The sequence below is a fragment of the Yaniella sp. genome, assembly GCF_030453185.1.
In the GTDB taxonomy this organism is placed as follows: Bacteria; Actinomycetota; Actinomycetes; order Actinomycetales; family Micrococcaceae; genus Yaniella.
This window is the reverse complement of the sequence record NZ_JAKDKW010000052.1, coordinates 1-17,781: the sequence shown is the minus strand read 5'-3', so window position 1 is coordinate 17,781 and position 17,781 is coordinate 1. Positions and strand designations below refer to the sequence as shown.

At 57.1% G+C, this 17,781-nt stretch carries 16 protein-coding genes; 10 read left to right on the top strand and 6 right to left on the bottom strand.

Annotated elements, in window-relative coordinates; genetic code table 11:
• On the bottom strand, window positions 1–321 hold the full coding sequence (locus L0H14_RS08480; protein WP_301421653.1) for a putative quinol monooxygenase: 321 nt from the start codon (window positions 319–321) through the stop codon (window positions 1–3).
• A 294-nt stretch (window positions 322–615) separates the two neighbouring features.
• On the opposite strand from L0H14_RS08480, the gene L0H14_RS08475 reads away from it, so the two are divergent.
• From L0H14_RS08475 to glnT (L0H14_RS08440), 8 genes are all read left to right on the top strand, one after another.
• Complete coding sequence (locus L0H14_RS08475) at window positions 616–2,202, top strand: ATP-binding protein (protein WP_301421652.1); 1,587 nt, start codon at window positions 616–618, stop codon at window positions 2,200–2,202.
• 86 nt (window positions 2,203–2,288) lie between these two features.
• The gene (catA, locus tag L0H14_RS08470; RefSeq protein WP_301421651.1) at window positions 2,289–3,158 is read left to right on the top strand and encodes a catechol 1,2-dioxygenase; all 870 of its coding nucleotides are present in this window, start codon (window positions 2,289–2,291) and stop codon (window positions 3,156–3,158) included.
• 875 nt (window positions 3,159–4,033) lie between these two features.
• A complete protein-coding gene (glnT, locus tag L0H14_RS08465) occupies window positions 4,034–5,428 on the top strand; it encodes a type III glutamate--ammonia ligase (protein WP_301419941.1) in 1,395 nt (464 codons plus the stop codon).
• Between the two features lie 148 nt (window positions 5,429–5,576).
• Complete coding sequence (locus L0H14_RS08460; RefSeq protein ID WP_301421650.1) at window positions 5,577–6,584, top strand: ammonium transporter; 1,008 nt, start codon at window positions 5,577–5,579, stop codon at window positions 6,582–6,584.
• Between the two features lie 48 nt (window positions 6,585–6,632).
• On the top strand, window positions 6,633–7,526 hold the full coding sequence (locus L0H14_RS08455) for a glutamine amidotransferase (RefSeq protein ID WP_301419773.1): 894 nt from the start codon (window positions 6,633–6,635) through the stop codon (window positions 7,524–7,526).
• Window positions 7,514–8,212 (top strand): glutamate synthase, encoded by a 699-nt coding sequence (locus L0H14_RS08450; protein WP_301419774.1) that lies wholly within the window; start codon window positions 7,514–7,516, stop codon window positions 8,210–8,212. Before L0H14_RS08455 ends, L0H14_RS08450 begins: the two co-directional genes overlap by 13 nt.
• On the top strand, window positions 8,213–9,541 hold the full coding sequence (locus L0H14_RS08445) for an FMN-binding glutamate synthase family protein (RefSeq protein WP_301419776.1): 1,329 nt from the start codon (window positions 8,213–8,215) through the stop codon (window positions 9,539–9,541). It begins immediately after the preceding gene.
• A 208-nt stretch (window positions 9,542–9,749) separates the two neighbouring features.
• Entirely contained in the window at window positions 9,750–11,117 is a 1,368-nt protein-coding gene (gene glnT, locus L0H14_RS08440; RefSeq protein WP_301419779.1) for a type III glutamate--ammonia ligase, read from the top strand.
• An 85-nt stretch (window positions 11,118–11,202) separates the two neighbouring features.
• Here the strand turns inward: glnT (L0H14_RS08440) and L0H14_RS08435 are convergent, their stop codons facing one another.
• The 5 genes from L0H14_RS08435 to L0H14_RS08415 all read right to left on the bottom strand — a co-directional run bounded on the left by L0H14_RS08435 (window position 11,203) and on the right by L0H14_RS08415 (window position 16,795).
• A complete protein-coding gene (locus tag L0H14_RS08435) occupies window positions 11,203–12,654 on the bottom strand; it encodes a YdiU family protein (RefSeq protein WP_301421649.1) in 1,452 nt (483 codons plus the stop codon).
• 94 nt (window positions 12,655–12,748) lie between these two features.
• On the bottom strand, window positions 12,749–14,389 hold the full coding sequence (locus L0H14_RS08430) for a thiamine pyrophosphate-binding protein (protein ID WP_301421648.1): 1,641 nt from the start codon (window positions 14,387–14,389) through the stop codon (window positions 12,749–12,751).
• The gene (locus L0H14_RS08425) at window positions 14,386–15,180 is read right to left on the bottom strand and encodes a cyclase family protein (RefSeq protein WP_301421647.1); all 795 of its coding nucleotides are present in this window, start codon (window positions 15,178–15,180) and stop codon (window positions 14,386–14,388) included. Before L0H14_RS08425 ends, L0H14_RS08430 begins: the two co-directional genes overlap by 4 nt.
• Before the next feature lie 91 nt (window positions 15,181–15,271).
• A complete protein-coding gene (locus L0H14_RS08420) occupies window positions 15,272–16,327 on the bottom strand; it encodes a low specificity L-threonine aldolase (protein WP_301421646.1) in 1,056 nt (351 codons plus the stop codon).
• Between the two features lie 36 nt (window positions 16,328–16,363).
• Complete coding sequence (locus L0H14_RS08415; protein ID WP_301421645.1) at window positions 16,364–16,795, bottom strand: PaaI family thioesterase; 432 nt, start codon at window positions 16,793–16,795, stop codon at window positions 16,364–16,366.
• A gap of 316 nt (window positions 16,796–17,111) precedes the next feature.
• On the opposite strand from L0H14_RS08415, the gene L0H14_RS08410 reads away from it, so the two are divergent.
• Window positions 17,112–17,324, top strand: coding sequence for a hypothetical protein (locus tag L0H14_RS08410; RefSeq protein WP_301421644.1), 213 nt, complete (start codon window positions 17,112–17,114; stop codon window positions 17,322–17,324).
• 3 nt (window positions 17,325–17,327) lie between these two features.
• Window positions 17,328–17,771, top strand: coding sequence for a peptidoglycan recognition family protein (locus tag L0H14_RS08405; protein ID WP_301421643.1), 444 nt, complete (start codon window positions 17,328–17,330; stop codon window positions 17,769–17,771).
• The last annotated feature ends 10 nt before the right edge of the window (window positions 17,772–17,781 follow it).

Below are 17,781 nucleotides of genomic sequence, written 5' to 3'. Positions count from 1 at the left end.
CTAGTCAACTTTCATTTCGCCGAGTTCATCCCACTGCTCGCCGTCGAGCATCATGTTGCGCACCTTCGGTGTTTCTTGCAGCAACTGGGGGAGATCTTCTTGCGCTTGCTTGAAATGCTCGGACGTCACATGCGTTTCACCGGCATCATCTTGAAACGCTTCTAATAGGACATATTCATTCGGGTCCTCGACACTGCGCGACCAGTCGAACCACAAATTGCCGGGTTCAGCGCGGGTGGCGTCAGTGAATGCCCGGGTGTGTTCTGGCCACTCATCGGCGTATTCTGGTTTTACCTTGAACTTGGCAGCGATAAAAATCATTGACGTCGCCTCCTCAGACGAAAAGCATGCTGGGTGATCGCGTTTGCAGGTCACCCCATGGTTCTAGCGTGGCACGGCGGCAGGTGAGGAGCAAGCACCGCTGCGACGCTTCACGAATTGTGCTGTGCCGCAGACATGGCGCCGACAATATATAGCCGTAGCATCTGAATGTAGACGTATTCTGTATTTAAAAGATCTCAAACGAGACGGTAGGCTGTACAACACATTCGCGCGTGACCGCCATCACCAGCGGGTTGTTCTTGTTCAAGGAGTGCAGATTCAAGGAGTGCAGAAATGTTTGTGGCCCCAGCAGAGGTCGTATCCGCTACGACGTCAACCGATCTCGACGCAGCTCGACGTCAAGCTGCCAACTGGCGCTCACGCGAGATGGGCCTGGCAGAAAAATACTTGACCAACGCCGCGCTCGCAGACCTCGTTGAAGCCGCTCAGCAGCTGGATGACGAACCATTCGCCAGAACCGTGATGGCCGTGCAATCGGCCAGGGCGGGCAACTTTCAGCCCATCCCGCACATTGACTCAGCCGCCGAGATCTTTCGCGAGTTCCTCAAGACCGATCTGATCGACGGGTGGCTCTATGTGCAAGAACCAGACGGCTATCTGCACCCATACTTGGTGATCAGCATCGACATGGAGCATGCCGATCGCAGTCGTGAAGCACGCATCAAGGTCACCATGGAAGCTGACAGCCCGACCGTCAAGCGACCTTCGCGTGCCCCACGTGTCCTGTACTTCGAAGAAACGGAGCTGGTGGGCAAGACACCTGGTGACGTGCTGACGAGCCACCGGGTCTATAAGGAGACGGCGCAGCTTAAAGCCGAGTACCAGCAGCGTCGCGAACAATTCCAGCACCTGATTGATCACGGTTTCGGTCAGCAATTCCATTTTACTGGCCGAGCGATTCGTACCGAAGACTTCCGTTCTGCCAAAGACCGGAAGCAACGCAAGGTCGTCCATGACATTGCCCCGGACGACATCGCTCCGTTGCGCATGGTCACCGCGTCCACGCTCTTCGACCTTGGGGACCACGGACAAGTACCGGTGGTCACCGCCGTGCGCGTCTTCGACCTGTTGGCGCAGGACTACTTAGACGTCAACACCGCAGATCTCACCGCCTACACCTACGACGCCGGGCTCAAAGACAAACTCGTCCTGCCCGAGGATCAGCGTGAACTCCTCGACATCTTAACCTCGGATATTTCCGTATTTACCGGCGACATTATTGAAGGTAAATCAGCAGGAAATGTCATTCTGGCTCGCGGACGCCCCGGCGTTGGCAAGACCTTGACCGCCGAGGTATACGCCGAAGTCATTGGTAAGCCGCTGTACTCCATTCACACCGGGTCGCTCGGCATCACCGCCGACCTCGTGCGCCAGAACCTCGAAGAAATCTTTGAACGCGCCAAGCGCTGGGACGCAGTCCTGCTGCTGGACGAGGCCGATGTCTTTGTTCTAGAACGCGGATTCGAACTCGCGCAGAACGCCATCGTGGCAGAGTTCCTACGCACACTTGAGTACTACGACGGGCTGCTCTTTTTGACCACCAACCGCATTCACGGTGTCGATGAAGCCATCCTGGCGCGCTGCGCTGCCGTCATTGACTACCTGCCGCCCAAGATGGACGACGCTCGCCAGATCTGGCAGACGTTAGCGGCCCAGCACGATGTCACGCTCGCCCCGAGGTTGTTAGAAGACCTCGTCGTGGGTTTTGACGGCATCACCCCGCGAGACATCAAGATGGTGCTGCGCCTTGCCTTGCGTATGGCCACGCACCGACAAGTTGAACTGTCCATGGAGGTCTTTGCCGCGGCAGCACGCTTCCGCGGATTAGCGCCCCAGTTCGAGCTACAGACCTCATCGTAGCTAGCCAAGCTTTTAATATTTCCGACCAATAACGGCTTCATCAACACAAACGCAGCCGTTGCGAACCACGAAAGAAGGAAAACACCATGACAGAACAAGATGGTTACCTCTCTGAAGCACCAGCCGCAGCAACCTCCGGTGGACTCGCTTCCGAACGTTTCCGCGAACGCGCCGCAGCAAGCCAGAGTGGTGTCGTGGATGTCGAGCGTGTCAACCATTTGGCGTCACGTGCAGTCAAAGCGTTGAACGATATCGTGCTCGAAGAAGCGGTCAGCTATGACGAATACAACGCGTTCAAAGCCTGGCTCATCAAAGTCGGCGAAGATGGCGAGTGGCCACTATTCCTCGACGTTTGGTTGGAACACTCCGTAGAAGACGTCGCGACCGCTCACCGCGATGGCTCCAAGGGCTCTATTGAAGGCCCGTACTACATCGAGGACGCCCCAGAACTCGAGTGGGACGGCACGATCCCAATGCGCGAAGACGAACCCGGCACTCCGTTGTCCTTCTCGGGACAGGTCCGAGCAGTCGATGGCACCCCGCTCAAAGACGCCCGGGTGGAACTCTGGCACGCCGATAACGACGGCTTCTACTCACAATTTGCGCCGGGTATCCCGGAGTGGAACCTGCGCGGCATCTGGGCTGTCAATGACGACGGTCGCTTCGACATCCACACGATCCGTCCAGCGCCTTACCAAATTCCAACCGACGGTGCTTGCGGTCAGCTTATCGCAGCCGCAGGGTGGCACGCCTGGCGTCCAGCCCACCTGCACTTTAAAGTTCATGCACCCGGGCACGAGTTGCTGACAGCTCAGCTCTATTTCCCTGGTGACCCGCATAATGAGGATGATATTGCCTCCGCGGTCAAACCCGAGTTGATGTTGGATCCGAAACCGGCCGCCGACGGTAAGGGCGAGGACGTCGTGTACGATTTCGTACTTGATCCTGAAGCCTGAGGGGGAGTTCCTCGGGAGATAGCAAACACCCGTGGCAGGAAGAAGACCTCCGGTAACGATGGGTTTACCACAACACCTATCGAACCGGAGGTCTTCATGTTCCGTCCTCACGCACCGTTAGCAGTTGCACAGTCGAAGGAGCGGGTAACCGCTCCTTCGAGTCCTTTAAGGACTCATGGAAATAGGCGGCCTGCCAAAACTATGATCGATGCGAGGGGCGGCTCCATTATGATGAAACTGTTCGCGTCTTACCCACTTGCATATTGCGCTATTACCGAACGCCGACCGCTTCGATATGAAAATTTTACGAAAATTACTGTCTAAGCTGTCCAACAAAGCACTCGGAGTGAGTCGATCCGACCGCTTGGACTCAAATTTTGCTGGGCTTCATCAGCATGTTTGTTGAATTTAGCCGAACGAACGTCAGGCCATAGGGAGCGGTACTCAAAGGTGCATCTTGTCGTGGCTGATTGCGATCATTTTTGGGGTCCGCCATATTTGCGTACAAGCAGAAAATTCTCCGGTTGATCAGTGCCGATGCTGGGTTCAACGAAGTTTCTAGCGGCCTGGTATTTGTTTAGACCTAGACGCCCGTGCTTTCCGTCGCTATATTGTGCTACAGGCAACAAGGTGGGCCAATCATTCCGGCATCAGAAATGATCATTTCGGAATTAATAACACAAAAGATGGGAAGTGTCCACAATCTAATCACGCCGATCTGGCGCGTAATCTCGCGGTTGACACGGCTCAAGGCGCCTGGAAAAGTTACTTTTCGTCGCTGAGTGAACCTCAGACCATGACGCCCGAAACAGCTTTTCCGTTCATCCTGAACGGAAACTCGCCCTAAGTTCAAATATTAATTGAAGGAGCAACCCGTGGCGCAACCTCAGACCCTAGAAGATGTCAAAAAATTAATCAAAGAACATGAGATTGAATTTATCTTTGCCTCATTCACTGAGGTGCAGGGAAAATCCAGTGCAAAGCTCGTGCCCGCTAGCCAGGTCGATGAACTATTTTCCGAAGGTGTAGGTTTCGCCGGTTTTGCTGCGGGCCACATTGGACAGGGGCCACAGAGTCCAGATGTCGAAATTATTCCGGACCCAACGACCTTCCGCATCGTTCCCTGGCAGAAAGGCCTCGCCCACGTCATTGGTGATGTAACGGTCGAAGGCCAACCATGGGAATACTGTCCGCGCACCATCCTGAAGAACCAGATGGCCAAAGCCAAAGAACAGGGCTATGTATTCAAGCTCGGATTCGAAGCCGAGTTTATGCTCGTGGACTTTGATGAAGACGGCAAACTGCAAGTCGCCGATAAATTCGATAACTGGGGCCGACCTTGTTACGACGTCAAGGCACTTTCCCGTCAGTACGAACTCATGACTACGTTGTCCAAGTACGTGACTGAACTAGGGTGGGAAAACTACGCCGTAGACCATGAAGACGGCAACGGTCAGTTCGAAATTAACGTCACGTTCGCAGACGCACTGGAGACCGCTGATCGGGCGATCTTCTTCCGCTACATGGTGGACTCCTTGGCTGAACAGTACGGCATGATCGCCACTTTCATGCCGAAGCCATTCACAGATAACACTGGTAACGGCTTTCACTACACCATGAGCCTGTGGGACTCGGAGACTGACGAAAACCTCTTCTTGGATGAGAACGACCCGCGCGGACTGGATCTGTCAGAACTTGGCTATCAGTTCTCGGCCGGCATCCTCGAGCACGCTCGTGGCTACATGGCCATGGTCGCACCAACCGTGAACTCCTATAAGCGGCTCAAGGCCGGCACCGAACTCATTCGCACCTGGGTGCCAGTTGCTATTACCTATGGCGGCAATAACCGCACCCAGATGCTGCGCATTGCCCGACCAGGCGCTATCGAAGACCGGACACCGGACTTCGCTGGCAGTCCGTACCTTGGCTTTACCGCTGCACTGGCTGCGGGCATGGATGGTGTTAACCGCAAACTAGAGCCGGGTGAGCCAAACGACATGGACCTCTACATTGCTCCACAGAACGAGATTGCGCGCCGAGGGATTCAGATGTTGCCGCACTCCTTGATGGAATCCATCCACTACCTGAGCAAAGATGACGTCCTTCGTGAAGCGTTTGGAGCAGTTCCGGTTGACGGCCCATATGGAGAGCCATCGGACGATACCGAGGACTTTGTCGATTACTATGCCCGCATCAAGCGCGCTGAATACCACGAAGTGACCGACGAAGTTACAGCTCACGAAATCGACCGTTACTTGCGTTTCCCATAACCTAAGTTCGCCGCGCACCGGAAGAGGGAGAAGTGGCACCGTGAATATAGTTTCTCAAGTGATAACAAACCTACAGACCTCCGTGTCAGAGATCAGTGAACAAAGCGTTGAACTCTTTCAGTTCCATCGGGGGCAGGATGTTGTCTTCATGTTGATGCTCGTAGCTTTCCTGATGATGTTCATCAGACGCTACGAGTGGGGCGTCGCCTTGGCGACATTGCTGGTATTTGCCACCGTGTTCCCGCTGTACATCTTTGCTCAGCAAGTGTTCTTCGACGCTGAGATGGGCGTGGGGTTGGTCATTGGCGCAGCCTTTGCTGCGATAACCTTGGTTATTGCCATTGGGGTGTTCTTGGGGCACATCTCGACCATTTCTTACCTCGTAGTCGGGGTGCTCTTTGTGCCCTGCTACATGATCATCGAGTGGTTTCTTTTCGAAGCCATCGAAGGAACCTTGGATGCCGGCGGTTCGATCCTAGTGCACATGTTTGCTGCCTATTGGGGTTGGGGCGTCATTCTTGGGCTCCGCAATAAGGCGGTCAACCACGAGCCAGCCGATACAAGTGTGCACTCCGTCTCCTTTGTTTGGCTAGCTTCCATGCTGCTGATGGTCCTGTGGCCGTCCTTCGTTACAGCACTGGTCGAGCCAGAGTATATTATTCTCGGACTGTCCAATACCTACCTCGCCATGGTCGGGTCGATTCTGACAACTTTCGTGTTGCTGTGGGCGCTAAAACGCACCATCGATCCGCTCGTGTTCACCTACGCGATCTTGGCCGGTGGTGTGGCGATCGGTGCCAGCGTTGATCTGGTTAGCACGTGGCAGGCCTGGGTGATCGGCTTGGTTGCCGGTGCAGTGTCGACACTTTCATTCGTGTTCCTCGACGAGTGGCTAAGGGCGAAAACCGGTGTCTGGGACACCATGGGCGTACACAACCTTCACGGCGTACCAGGGATCCTTGGTGGCCTGATGCCGATCGTCTTCGGACATGCCGGTGGCGCACAGGCCATCGCTGTTGTCGGTGCCATCGTCATTCCACTTGCTCTAGGGTTCATTGTTGGTCTGCTTCTCAGGCTGATGCCGAAACCGACTAAGATGCTTGATGATGCCGAGGCGTTCCCCGCAGAAGAAATGCGAGCGACCCATCCGGCCTAAGGCAAAGAACAAACTTAAAAATGCTGAAAGACATTAGGAGGTCTATCAATGTGTGGAATCGCTGGGATCCACCTGCGCGACGAGTCACTCGTGCCGCAGCTTGGTTCTCTCATGTACGAGATGGTCGAAGGTATTGTCGTGCGCGGACCAGACTCTGCTGGTATGGCAATTTACGGCGACCGTGAGCGTTTGCCGGAAGACTATTCATCTGTCTCATTGCTGAATGCACCAGAGGATATTCAACAACGCCTGATTGAAAAGCTTCCAGATGCCGATGTGGGTATCGAAGAGCTAGCAGAAACCACGTTCATTCGTGCAAAGGTAAAAAGCGAAGAGCTAGCCGAGGTCGTCCGCGAAGCTGCCCCTGAGGCAATGGTTATTGGTACGGGCGACGACAGCGTCGTCTACAAGGGCGTCGGCAACCCAATGGACCTGCGCGAGACATACCGTCTTTCCGAAGCCACCGGCTGGCAGGGAGTTATCCATACTCGCCTGGCAACTGAATCTGCCATTGACGCAGAAGGTGCACACCCATACTCAGTGGGCAATGGCCTGTCAATGGTGCACAACGGATCGTTTGCGAACTATATGTCAGTCCGACGGGACCTAGAGGATAAAGGCGTCGAGTTCGATTCACACAACGATACCGAAGTCGCTGCTCGCTTTATTGCCTACCGCATGGAACAAGAAGGTGACGACCTAGACGCGGCACTCAAAGAACTCGCCAAGACCTTGGACGGCTTCTTTACGCTGCTGGTCACCACCGAAGATGGCTTTGCCGTTGCACGTGATGAGTTCGCTACGAAGCCCGTGATCATTGCCGAACACCCACAGTGGGTGGCCATGGCTTCGGAGTTCCAGGCGATTGCCCACCTACCAGGTATCGAAGATGCTGAAATTTTCGAACCAGAACCAGGGAAGGTCATTACATGGAAGCGCTAACTGACACCACTGTAGAAATTGATTTGAGCCAGAGCACTGTTCGAGAGCTCAACGCAGAGCTGCACGCGCCCACCTCGAAGAGTTACCGCGTTTCAAACTCGCGCGGCCTGCACTCGGTGGCCGTCGGTATCAAAGATGAAATTGATGTAGAAATCGACGGCGACGTCGGATACTACTGTGCCGGTATGCACCAAAAAGGCAACCTGACGATCGCCGGCATGGCTGGCCCGGGTGTTGCCGAAAACATGATGTCCGGTCGGGTACACATCAAGGGCCACGCATCCCAGTCGGCTGCTGCTACCGCGCACGGCGGACTGCTCGTGGTTGATGGCAACGCCTCGACCCGCTGTGGTATCTCGCTCAAGGGCGGCGATATCGTGGTGAAGGGCAATATCGGCGCGCTCAGTGCGTTTATGGCCCAAGCCGGCCGTATCGTCGTCTGCGGAGATGCAGGCGAAGCACTGGGTGACTCAATTTTCGAAGCACGCCTGTATGTGCGCGGTTCAGTGGCTTCCTTAGGCACCGACTGCATTGCCAAAGAAATGCGTGACGAACACCGCGAAGAGCTGGCACAGCTCTTGAAGGACGCCGGTATGGAAGACGAAGCGAACGATTCCAAATATCTCGATTCCTTCACCCGTTACGGATCCGCACGTACCTTGTACCACTTTAACTCTGGAGAGTAAATGAGAAGTCCTGAAGATCGTGGGCTCCGCGAGTCCGCAATTTTTGACAAGGCATCCATCGCCGCAATACAGCATGCCGCAGAGACCGGCATTTACGACATTCGCGGTTGGGGCGCCAAACGTGCGGTTCCGCACTTTGATGACCTGCTATTCCTAGGATCAGCAATTTCGCGTTACCCGATGGAAGGGTACCGCGAACGTTGCGACACCGACGTCACCATGGGTGCAGAGAACGCATCCAAACCGATGGAATTGGATATCCCCATCACCATTGCCGGGATGAGTTTCGGTGCACTGTCCGCTCAGGCAAAAGAAGCCCTGGGTCGCGGTGCTTCGGCCATGGGAACATCCACCACCACCGGAGACGGTGGTATGACCGACGAAGAACGTACGCACTCAGACAAGCTGGTATACCAGCTGTTGCCTTCTCGTTACGGCATGAACCCCGACCACCTGCGTCAAGCAGACGCCATCGAAGTGGTGGTCAGCCAGGGTGCGAAGCCCGGTGGTTCCGGTATGCTACTGGGCCAGAAAATCTCGGAACGTGTTGCCGCAATGCGCACGCTGCCTGAAGGAATTGACCAGCGTAGTGCATGCCGTCACCCGGACTGGACTGGACCGGATGACCTGACACTGAAGATTCAGGAACTGCGTGAGATCACCGACTGGGAAAAGCCCATCCATGTCAAAGTGGCAGCAACCCGCCCATACTACGACACCAAGCTCGCGGTTGCCGCAGGCGCCGATGTCGTGGTGCTGGACGGTATGCAGGGTGGCACCGCAGCAACCCAGGAAGTGTTCATTGAACACGTTGGTATTCCAACCCTGGCCGCGATCGGCCCAGCAGTGCGAGCACTCACGGAAATGGGTGTGCACCGCAAGGTGAAACTCATTGTTTCCGGTGGTATCCGCACCGGCGCCGATGTTGCGAAAGCTCTGGCACTCGGTGCAGACAGCGTAGCCATCGGTACCGCAGCACTCATTGCGCTGGGCGATAACGACCCACGCTGGGCTGAAGAATACGAGAAAATCGGTTCGGCCGCAGGCTACTACGATGACTTCCAGGCAGGCCAAGATCCCGCAGGTATTACCACCCAGGATCCAAAACTTGCCGCACGACTGGATCCGGTAGCTGCAGGCAAACGCCTAGCAAACTATCTGCAAGTACTGACTCTGGAAGCTCAGACCATTGCTCGGGCTTGCGGTAAGTCACACGTGACCCACCTGGAACCAGAAGACCTAGTTGCGCTGACCATCGAATCTGCTGCCATGACCGGGCTACCACTTGCCGGTACGGAGTGGGTCCCTGGCCGCAACGGTGACCTCTGACCATCACTCGTACCCCACGTACGATTTGACCCCGTAGGTTCAGACTGCCGTCCGGGCCCTACCCGGGCGGCAGTCGCGTACCCGATCGGCATAGACCCATAGATTCATTAACCGCACAAACTGAGAGTCAGCACGGTTCTACGTTCTGTTTGGACCGCACCACATCCCTATCCGGTGCAGCCCGAATACCTTAGAGAGGAATAGAAGAATGATCGACTCACGAGAAACGATGAAAGAGCAAGCCAAAAAAGACGGCATTGAGTTCTTTATGGCATTGGGCACCGAGGTGAATGGCAAGCCAAACGCTTCGGTAGTACCTGCTGAATTCGTTGATGACCTGTTAGATAATGGCGCCGCATTTGCTGGCTTCGCCAGTGGTGGGCTCTGGCAGTCACCTGCCGATGGCGACATCGCATACATGCCAGATCCAACGACTTACACCCGTCTACCATGGCGCCCAAACATGGCCGTTATGCTCAGCTTCCCGCATGTTAAAGGGCAACTGTGGCCATACGCGTCACAAAATATTCTCAAGCGTTTAATGGACGACATTCAGACCGAACGTGGCTGGACCTTCAAAACCGGGATGGAACCAGAATTCTTCCTGGTTCGTAAAAATGCAGACGGCAGCATTCGCATGGCTGACGAGCTCGATACCTCAATTAAGCCGTGCTACCACGCCTACGGTATTGAGCGTGCATGGCCGTATCTGAGCAAGATCTCCAAGTACATGGGCGAAATGGGCTGGGGCAACCCCGGGATCGATGCCGAAGACGGCAATGGTCAATATGAAATGAATATTGAGTATTCCGATGCGATGACCACCTCCGACCGGCTCGTGCTGTTCCACTACATGACCCACGCTGTGGCCTACCAGGACGGCGACGGCGTCATCCCAACCTTCATGGGTAAGCCGTTCAGCGGGAATACCGGTAATGGCCTCAACACGCACTTCAGTATTTGGGATGACAAAGGCAACAACCTCTTCCACGATGAGAACGACCGGTTCGGGCTGTCGAAGATGGCCTACCATTTCATTGCTGGAGTCCTCGACAACGCCTGGGGCATGCAGGCCCTCATCGGATCGAACGTTAACGCTTATAAACGCATCGGTGTCCCACATCCGAGCTCCGGCTCCACCTGGACCCCAACTCACGTCATGTACGGCGGAAACAACCGCACAACTATGCTCCGCATTCCAGACGGTGGCCGTGTAGAACACCGCGGGGTCGACGGTGGCGCGAGCCCACACTTGGCCTCAGCCGCGATTCTTGCCGCAGGTCTTGACGGTATTGACCGCGAGCTTGATCCGGGCGAGTGCATGGAGGAGCGCAACACCTACACCATGAGCCGCAAAGAACTTGCAGACTTCCAGCCGCTACCTGCGACCCTGTGGGAAGCTGCCAATGCTCTGCAGGAAAGCGATGTCATGCGCAAGGCTATGGGCGCTGGCCCTCACGGTGACTTCGTGGACTTCTTTGCCGAAGAAAAGCGCAAAGAATTCGCCATGTACCACTCACAAGTCAGCCAGTGGGAGATCGACCAGTACCTGATGGGCCCAATGCCCATGTGGTAAACCGTTCAACGTGTACTGAAACGCTAAGAACAAACTGGACCGGGCATGCCCGGTCCAGTTTGTTCTTTAACAGACCCAGAGGTTTTTAGGTTCCGCAGAACGTCTGATAATGGAGCGAATACGCCATGGACGCGGGCTGCTCCAAATGAGCAGCCGCGTCCTTGCGCTCATAGGGATCCGTCACTGCGGCCAACAGCGCGTGGAAGATACTGAAATCGTGCTCACTCACAGCCGCGGTGAGGGCCTCTTCAACCAGATGATTCCGCGGAACATACACGGGATTATGCTCAGCCACCTGGTCGGCGTTCGGCTGCAATCGCAACCATTGTTCATACCAGGTGGCGAGCTCCGGTGCGATATCTTCCGGAATACTTTCTGATCTGGCGACGTCTGCCAAGTTGGCGAAGAATGCTGTGAAATCTGCATTCGTAGCGCGTAACTGCTCGAGGAGTTCTGTACCAATCTCGGCTGTATCTGCCTGGGGAATCCCAAGTCGCTGGTTGAACGCGGCAGCCCACGACGCCGAATAGCTGTGACGGAATGCCACAACCGCCTCGGTTGCCTGACGAACAGCCTCATCTTGGCTCATGACCTGTTCATTGCCGGGCTGCATGATAGCCGGTAGGAGAGCCTCAGCGAACCGGGCAAGATTCCATTCGGCGATGACCGGCTGGTTGCCGTAGGCATAACGGCCCGCAAAATCGATGGAGGAAAACACCGCATTGGGGTCGAACGCATCCAGGAATGCGACCGGGCCGAAGTCGATCGAATGCCCGGCGATCGTCATATTATCGGTATTCATCACCCCGTGAATGATCCCAGCATGCATCCAATCGGCGAGGAGTTTTGCCTGCCGGTCGACGACCTGTTCTAGCAGCGCCAGGGCGGGGTTTGAGCCCGTCGCATCGGGATAGTGGCGTTGCACGCTGTAATTGGTGAGACGTTGAAGCAGTTCCAGATCATTCTGCGCCCGGACGTACTGGAAGGTGCCCACCCGAATATGCGAGGGCCCGGTGCGAATCAACACGGCTGCCGGCTGTTCGGTTTCGCGAAGAATCCTGCGACCGGTGGTGATGACCGCCAGCGCACGCGATGTGGGGATGCCCTGTGCATGCACGGCCTCGGATACCAGATATTCGCGGAGCATCGGCCCCAGGGCCGCGTAGCCATCGGAGCCCGGACGAGAAAATGGTGTGGGCCCAGAGCCCTTTATATGTATATCGATCAGCTGATCATCGACGGTGAGTTCACCGGTCAGAATGGCGCGGCCATCACCCAGCAGCGGAGCATAACCGCCAAATTGGTGGCCGGCATATGCCTGGGCAACCGCCGTCGTGGAATCGGGAAGTTGATGGCCGAGCAGGAAGTCGATTCCCTCATCGGTGGCCAACCACTGGGGGTCGAGTCCAAGTTCACGGGCCAGCTGATGGTTGAGCACAATCAGTTTTGGCTCGGGGGAGGAGGCGGTTGTGGCGGCTTTGACGAGTTCGGGGAAGACCTCAGCGTAATTCGAGGTCAGGTTGGGCAGGCTGCTCATATCCGCTCCTAAAAGACGTGTTGCCCCCAAGGATAACCAGGCTAGGCGCGCTCCAGGTAGTGGCTGCGTCACGGGTGAACATGCCCGGGCTCCGCTAGTGCCCCTGGAACGCCTCGGCCAACCACCACGAGCCGCCGTCGTTGGCGATCTTTGCGTCGATGACCAGCGGAGCCGACGGGGAGGAGTCAAGCCACGTGCTGACCTCGTCGAGATCGGTGAGGTCGCGTACGGTGATGGCTTCGGCGCCGAAACCGCGGGCGATCGAGGCGATATCAGTGTCCGGGAAGGTCACCGCATTCAGGTCGTGGTCGGTGCCAAAGTGGTGAATTTCCGCCCCGTAGGCGGCGTCATTGTAGACGATCACAACCACGGGGATCCGGTACCGGACGGCCGTTTCTACTTCGTGGACGGCCATCAGGAACCCGCCGTCGCCGGTGCCCAGCACGGCAAGCCGGTCCGGTTGGGCAAAGGCCGCGCCCAGAGCGGTATAGAGTCCCAGCCCGATGGACTGAAATGCCTGGGTGAAACAAAACCCAAACTCGTCGGGAACATCCAAGTACTGGGATGGATACCCCATGAAGTTGCCCGAATCGATCGAGACCACCCGTTGTTGAGGCAGGAGCTCGTTGAGTCGTCGGGTGACCTCGCGCGGGTCAACCAGTTCACCGGGCACGGAGAGGTCTTCGGTAGGGGTTTGATCCCAGCGCGCGCCGGTGGCGATGCGTTGTCGCACAGTCTCGGTGCGGTAGCGGTCCGGCTGGTTGCTGGCCAGTGTGGCCATGGCATCGGTCGCGGTGGCAGCAGCATCGGCCACCACACCCAGATCGACCGGCCGGTGGGCGCCGATTGCGGCGTCGTTGGTATCGATTTGTACGATCTTGGTGTCTGGCCCGATCAGCTTGCCGCCACGCATCGTCCACATGTTCAGTGCGGTACCGAATGCCACGATCAGATCGGCATCGGTCATGAGTTCGGCGGTTAGCGGTGACGAGAAGCCGCCGGAGATCCCTAGGCTGTAGGGGTCGGCATTGAACAGGCCTTTGGCCACGGCACTGGTGGCGAGCAGCGCGCCGGTTTGTTGGGCCAGCGCTGCGATTTCCGACTTCGCGCCACGACCGCCGCGGCCCGCCAAGAATACGGGCCGACGGGAGGATTCCAAAAGGGCCACGAACTCAGCCAGTGAGCGGTGGTCTGGGCGTTGGGCGGGAGCCGCATCCACCACGAGGTCGGTGATATCGCCGATGGCCGGGGCATCTTGGACGTCGAGCGGCACATTCAGCACCACCGTGCTACGCTGCCGAACCGCTGTTCGGTAGGCCCGCAGCGTGTCCATAATGGCGGTTTCCGGGGTGTGCACCCGGTGGGCGTCAGCGCCAAGACTGGTGGCAAAACCTGCCTGGTCCATCGCAAAGTTGGAATGCACCGCACCGCGCGAGGCTTCGGCGGCCAACACCAAGACCGGAGTATCAGATTTGGCGGCCTCACCGATCCCGGTGGCCGCATTGGTCAGCCCGCAACCCTGGTGTAGCGAAACGACTGCCACCTGACCGGACATCCGCGCGTAAGCATCGGCCATCGTGGCCGCCCCACCTTCGTGCCGTGTGGCGGTAAAGGCGATGCCGGCTGTCCGCAGCGCATTGGTCAGATGAAAGTTGCCGGAACCCACCACCCCAAACGCATGCCCGACGCCAAGCTGGCCCAACAGTGTGCCAATCTGTTGTGCAACCGTGGTCATGCGGCATCCACCAGCGCGAAGACGCGGCACGGTGAGGCAGTCCCACCAACGATGGGCAGCGGGGAAACGACAATAACGGCCCCGCGGGTCGGCAACTTTGCCAGATTCTGCAGCGAGGTGATGCCGTATTTATCATGGCCCAGCAGGTGATAGTGCATCGGGAACGGCGGATCCAGTTCAGCCGCATTGCCCTGGTCAATGCCCACGGTTTCCACGCCGATACCGGAAATCATGGTTTCCTCAGCCAACCAACGCGAGCATTCGGCCGAAAAGCCAGGCGTATGCGAACCGTTGTCATCGGCGTTCAGGAAAGCTTCTTGATCCTGTGCGTACTGATCCCAACCGGTACGGAAGAGCAACCACCCGTTTTTTGGCAGCGGACCGTGTTCGGCAATCCAGGCCTGAATGTGTTCGACTTCGACCAGAAAATCCGGGTTGTCGGCGGATTGGGCGCTGAAATCCAAGACGACGGCGGGCCCAACCAGGCGTGCGGGTTCAATCTCGGACACATCTTTGCCGTCTTTACCGGAGATCCAGTGAATTGGCGCATCGATGTGGGTCCCTACGTGCTCGCCCTGGGAAAAGTTATTGTGGCGCCACATCGGCCCGGCGTCATTAAAGCGCGCGACCTCTTCCAGGCTGAAGTCGTCAAGGTTGGAAAACGGCTCGGGTAGACGCAGGGTCGGTGTGGATGCTGACAACGTGTTCGTCAGATCAACAATCTGCACGGCCTGGTCGGCAAGTCCGGCGGCCAGTTGCGCCAGAGTGGATGTCGTTGGTGAGGTGCTCAAGGATACTCCTGGTGTGCGTTCACAATGAGGTGCTGGGACCAATATAGTGTGGCCCAGCTCATGCGCCTGCTCTGTGGCGCAATGCGGCAGGCTATCCCGCCAGCACCTTCAGGAGTTCATCGACCTTGTGTTCGGTTGTCGCCCACGAACAGACGAGACGAACAATCGGCAGCCCTGCGGCATTATGGCCCCACAGGTGTGCCACATAGTGTTCGCGCAGGCGTGCCACCAGCTCGTCGGGCATGGCAGCAAGCACCGTATTGGCATCCGGGGGCTGTACCTCAACACCGGCGATATCCGCCAGCCCCTGGGCTAATCGCATGGCTGCCTGATTGGCCGTGGTCGCATTGCGATGCCACAGCGATGTCCCAAACATGGCGTTCAACTGTGCAGAGAGGAAACTCGTCTTGGATGCCAACTGGGTGGTGTATTTGATAATCGGCGCCAGCGTATCCTCCGGTACCCGGTTGGACAGGACGACGACGGCGTCGGCACCCAGTCCACCGTTTTTGGTGGCGCCCAGCGACACGATGTCCACTCCCAGCGCCGTTGTGGCACCGTGCAGATCTAACCCGAGTGCGGCGGCAGCCTGCGATAGCCTGGCACCGTCCATGTGAATCGCCAGCCCGACATCGTGGACGGCGTTACAAATGGCCGTGAGCTCTTCGGGAGTGTAGACCGTGCCCATTTCGGTGACCTGCGAGATCGTCACTGCCGTGGGCTGAGTGGCCTGTGGGTTGCCCAGGTCCGCAGCGACCACCTTGGCGATATCGGCTGGCTGTAGCTTGCCGTCGATGTGCGGTTGGGGCTTGAGACTCAACCCGGCTCTGATGGGAGCGGAAGACTCGGACGTGTAGACATGCGCGGTGTCGGTACAGATCACCGAACTGTGCGGATGCGATACCGCTTGGAGTGCCACGATATTGGCACCGGTGCCGTTGAAAACCGGAAAACCATACGCGCCCGTACCGAACTGCGTATCGAGCATTTCGTGGAAGTCATCGGTGAACTGATCGCCACCATAGGCCGGCGTATCGGTGTTGGCTTCCATGACAGCCGCCATGATCTCCGGGTGCGCCCCCGAGATATTATCGGAGGCGAAATGTGGGTCCGTGCCGGGTAGACGAAAACGTCGAGAGTGTTTCATAACAATATTCTTGTCTGCACCAACAAGAAATGCCAACTATTGGACGTGATCCAGAATGGCCATCGTGCAGCGCGAAATGCACACGAGTTTGCCATCTTGGTTGTGCAGACGGATATCCCACACCTGCGTGCGGCGTCCGCGAGACACCGGTGTGGCCCGTGCAGTAATGACGTCACCGGGCAGCCCCGGTCGGATGTGGTTGGCATTGATTTCTTGGCCCACTGCGTACTGTTTGGTGAGGTCGACCGTCAGTGAGGCGCCAATGGAGCACACCGATTCTGCTAGGACCACCGAGACACCGCCGTGCAAAATACCGGTCGGTTGTAATACGCGATCATCGACGGTGAGTGTGGCTTCTAAGTAGTCGTCACCGATGCGGCTGAATTCGATCCCTAGGACTTCGCCCACGGTGCCTTCGTTCAACGGCGTGATGTCTTCTAGGGTGGGCTGACCAAACCAAATGCTCATGAATACTTCCTTCTGGACCATACAACTGTGTAGTGCTACGTAGCTTAGGCTACTAGAGCTCTGTGGCGGCCGATAGCGTTGCCGGCGCCCGATATTGGACTTGTTCAACACCCCGGGACAGTGTGAGTTTTGCAACACATGTGACGTCTCGGCGTTATACGGCCGTGCAGTTGCGGATCGTTGCGGAGAAGCGGATTGCAGCATCGTTGGACAGGCACACTGCTGCCGCATTCTTGGGATGAAGCGAAGTCGGTTTACGAGAAGTTCATGCGGTCTGGCTTGTCAGGCGTTTTGTCGGATGGTTAACCTGACCTACATGGAACTTTCACGACGGAAACTTTTCACCTTCGGTGCGGCATCGGCCACGGTCGCAACCGCCGGACTGGTGGCGGCGCCCGGTGCTCACGCAGCAGAGCTAGCGGAGGAACCCGTTGAGCAGCCGCTGGGAAGCGGCACGGCAGCGGATCAAGCAGCGCAACAGCAGAACCCCGGAAATAAACTGGGTTGCCCGCTGGGTAAGGGACTCTGAGGCATGCAACCGATCTGGAAAACTACCGAAAACTACACCAGCGGCCGCGACGGAACCGCCATTGACCGCATCGTCATTCACTATATTGTCGGCACACTTGCCGCAGCTGATGCGACGTTTGCGAATTCTTCATCAGGAGTCAGCGCGCACTACGGCATCGGCGAAGGTTCGCTCCACCAGTACGTCAGTGAACTCAACACTGCTTGGCATGCGGGCAATTTTCCGATGAACCAGCGCAGCATCGGTATCGAGCACTCAGCTTCCCCCGACCGTGCGCCGTCAGAATCCACCTACGAAATCTCAATTGACCTGTGCACGCAGCTTTGTAAGGACTACGGATTGGATCCGCAAACACAGATCATCCCGCACAACTCGGTCGTAGCAACCGCGTGCCCGGGTACAGTGAATTTACAGCGCATCCGGGACGCGGTCGAAGCACGACTCTAGTAGCTGGTGG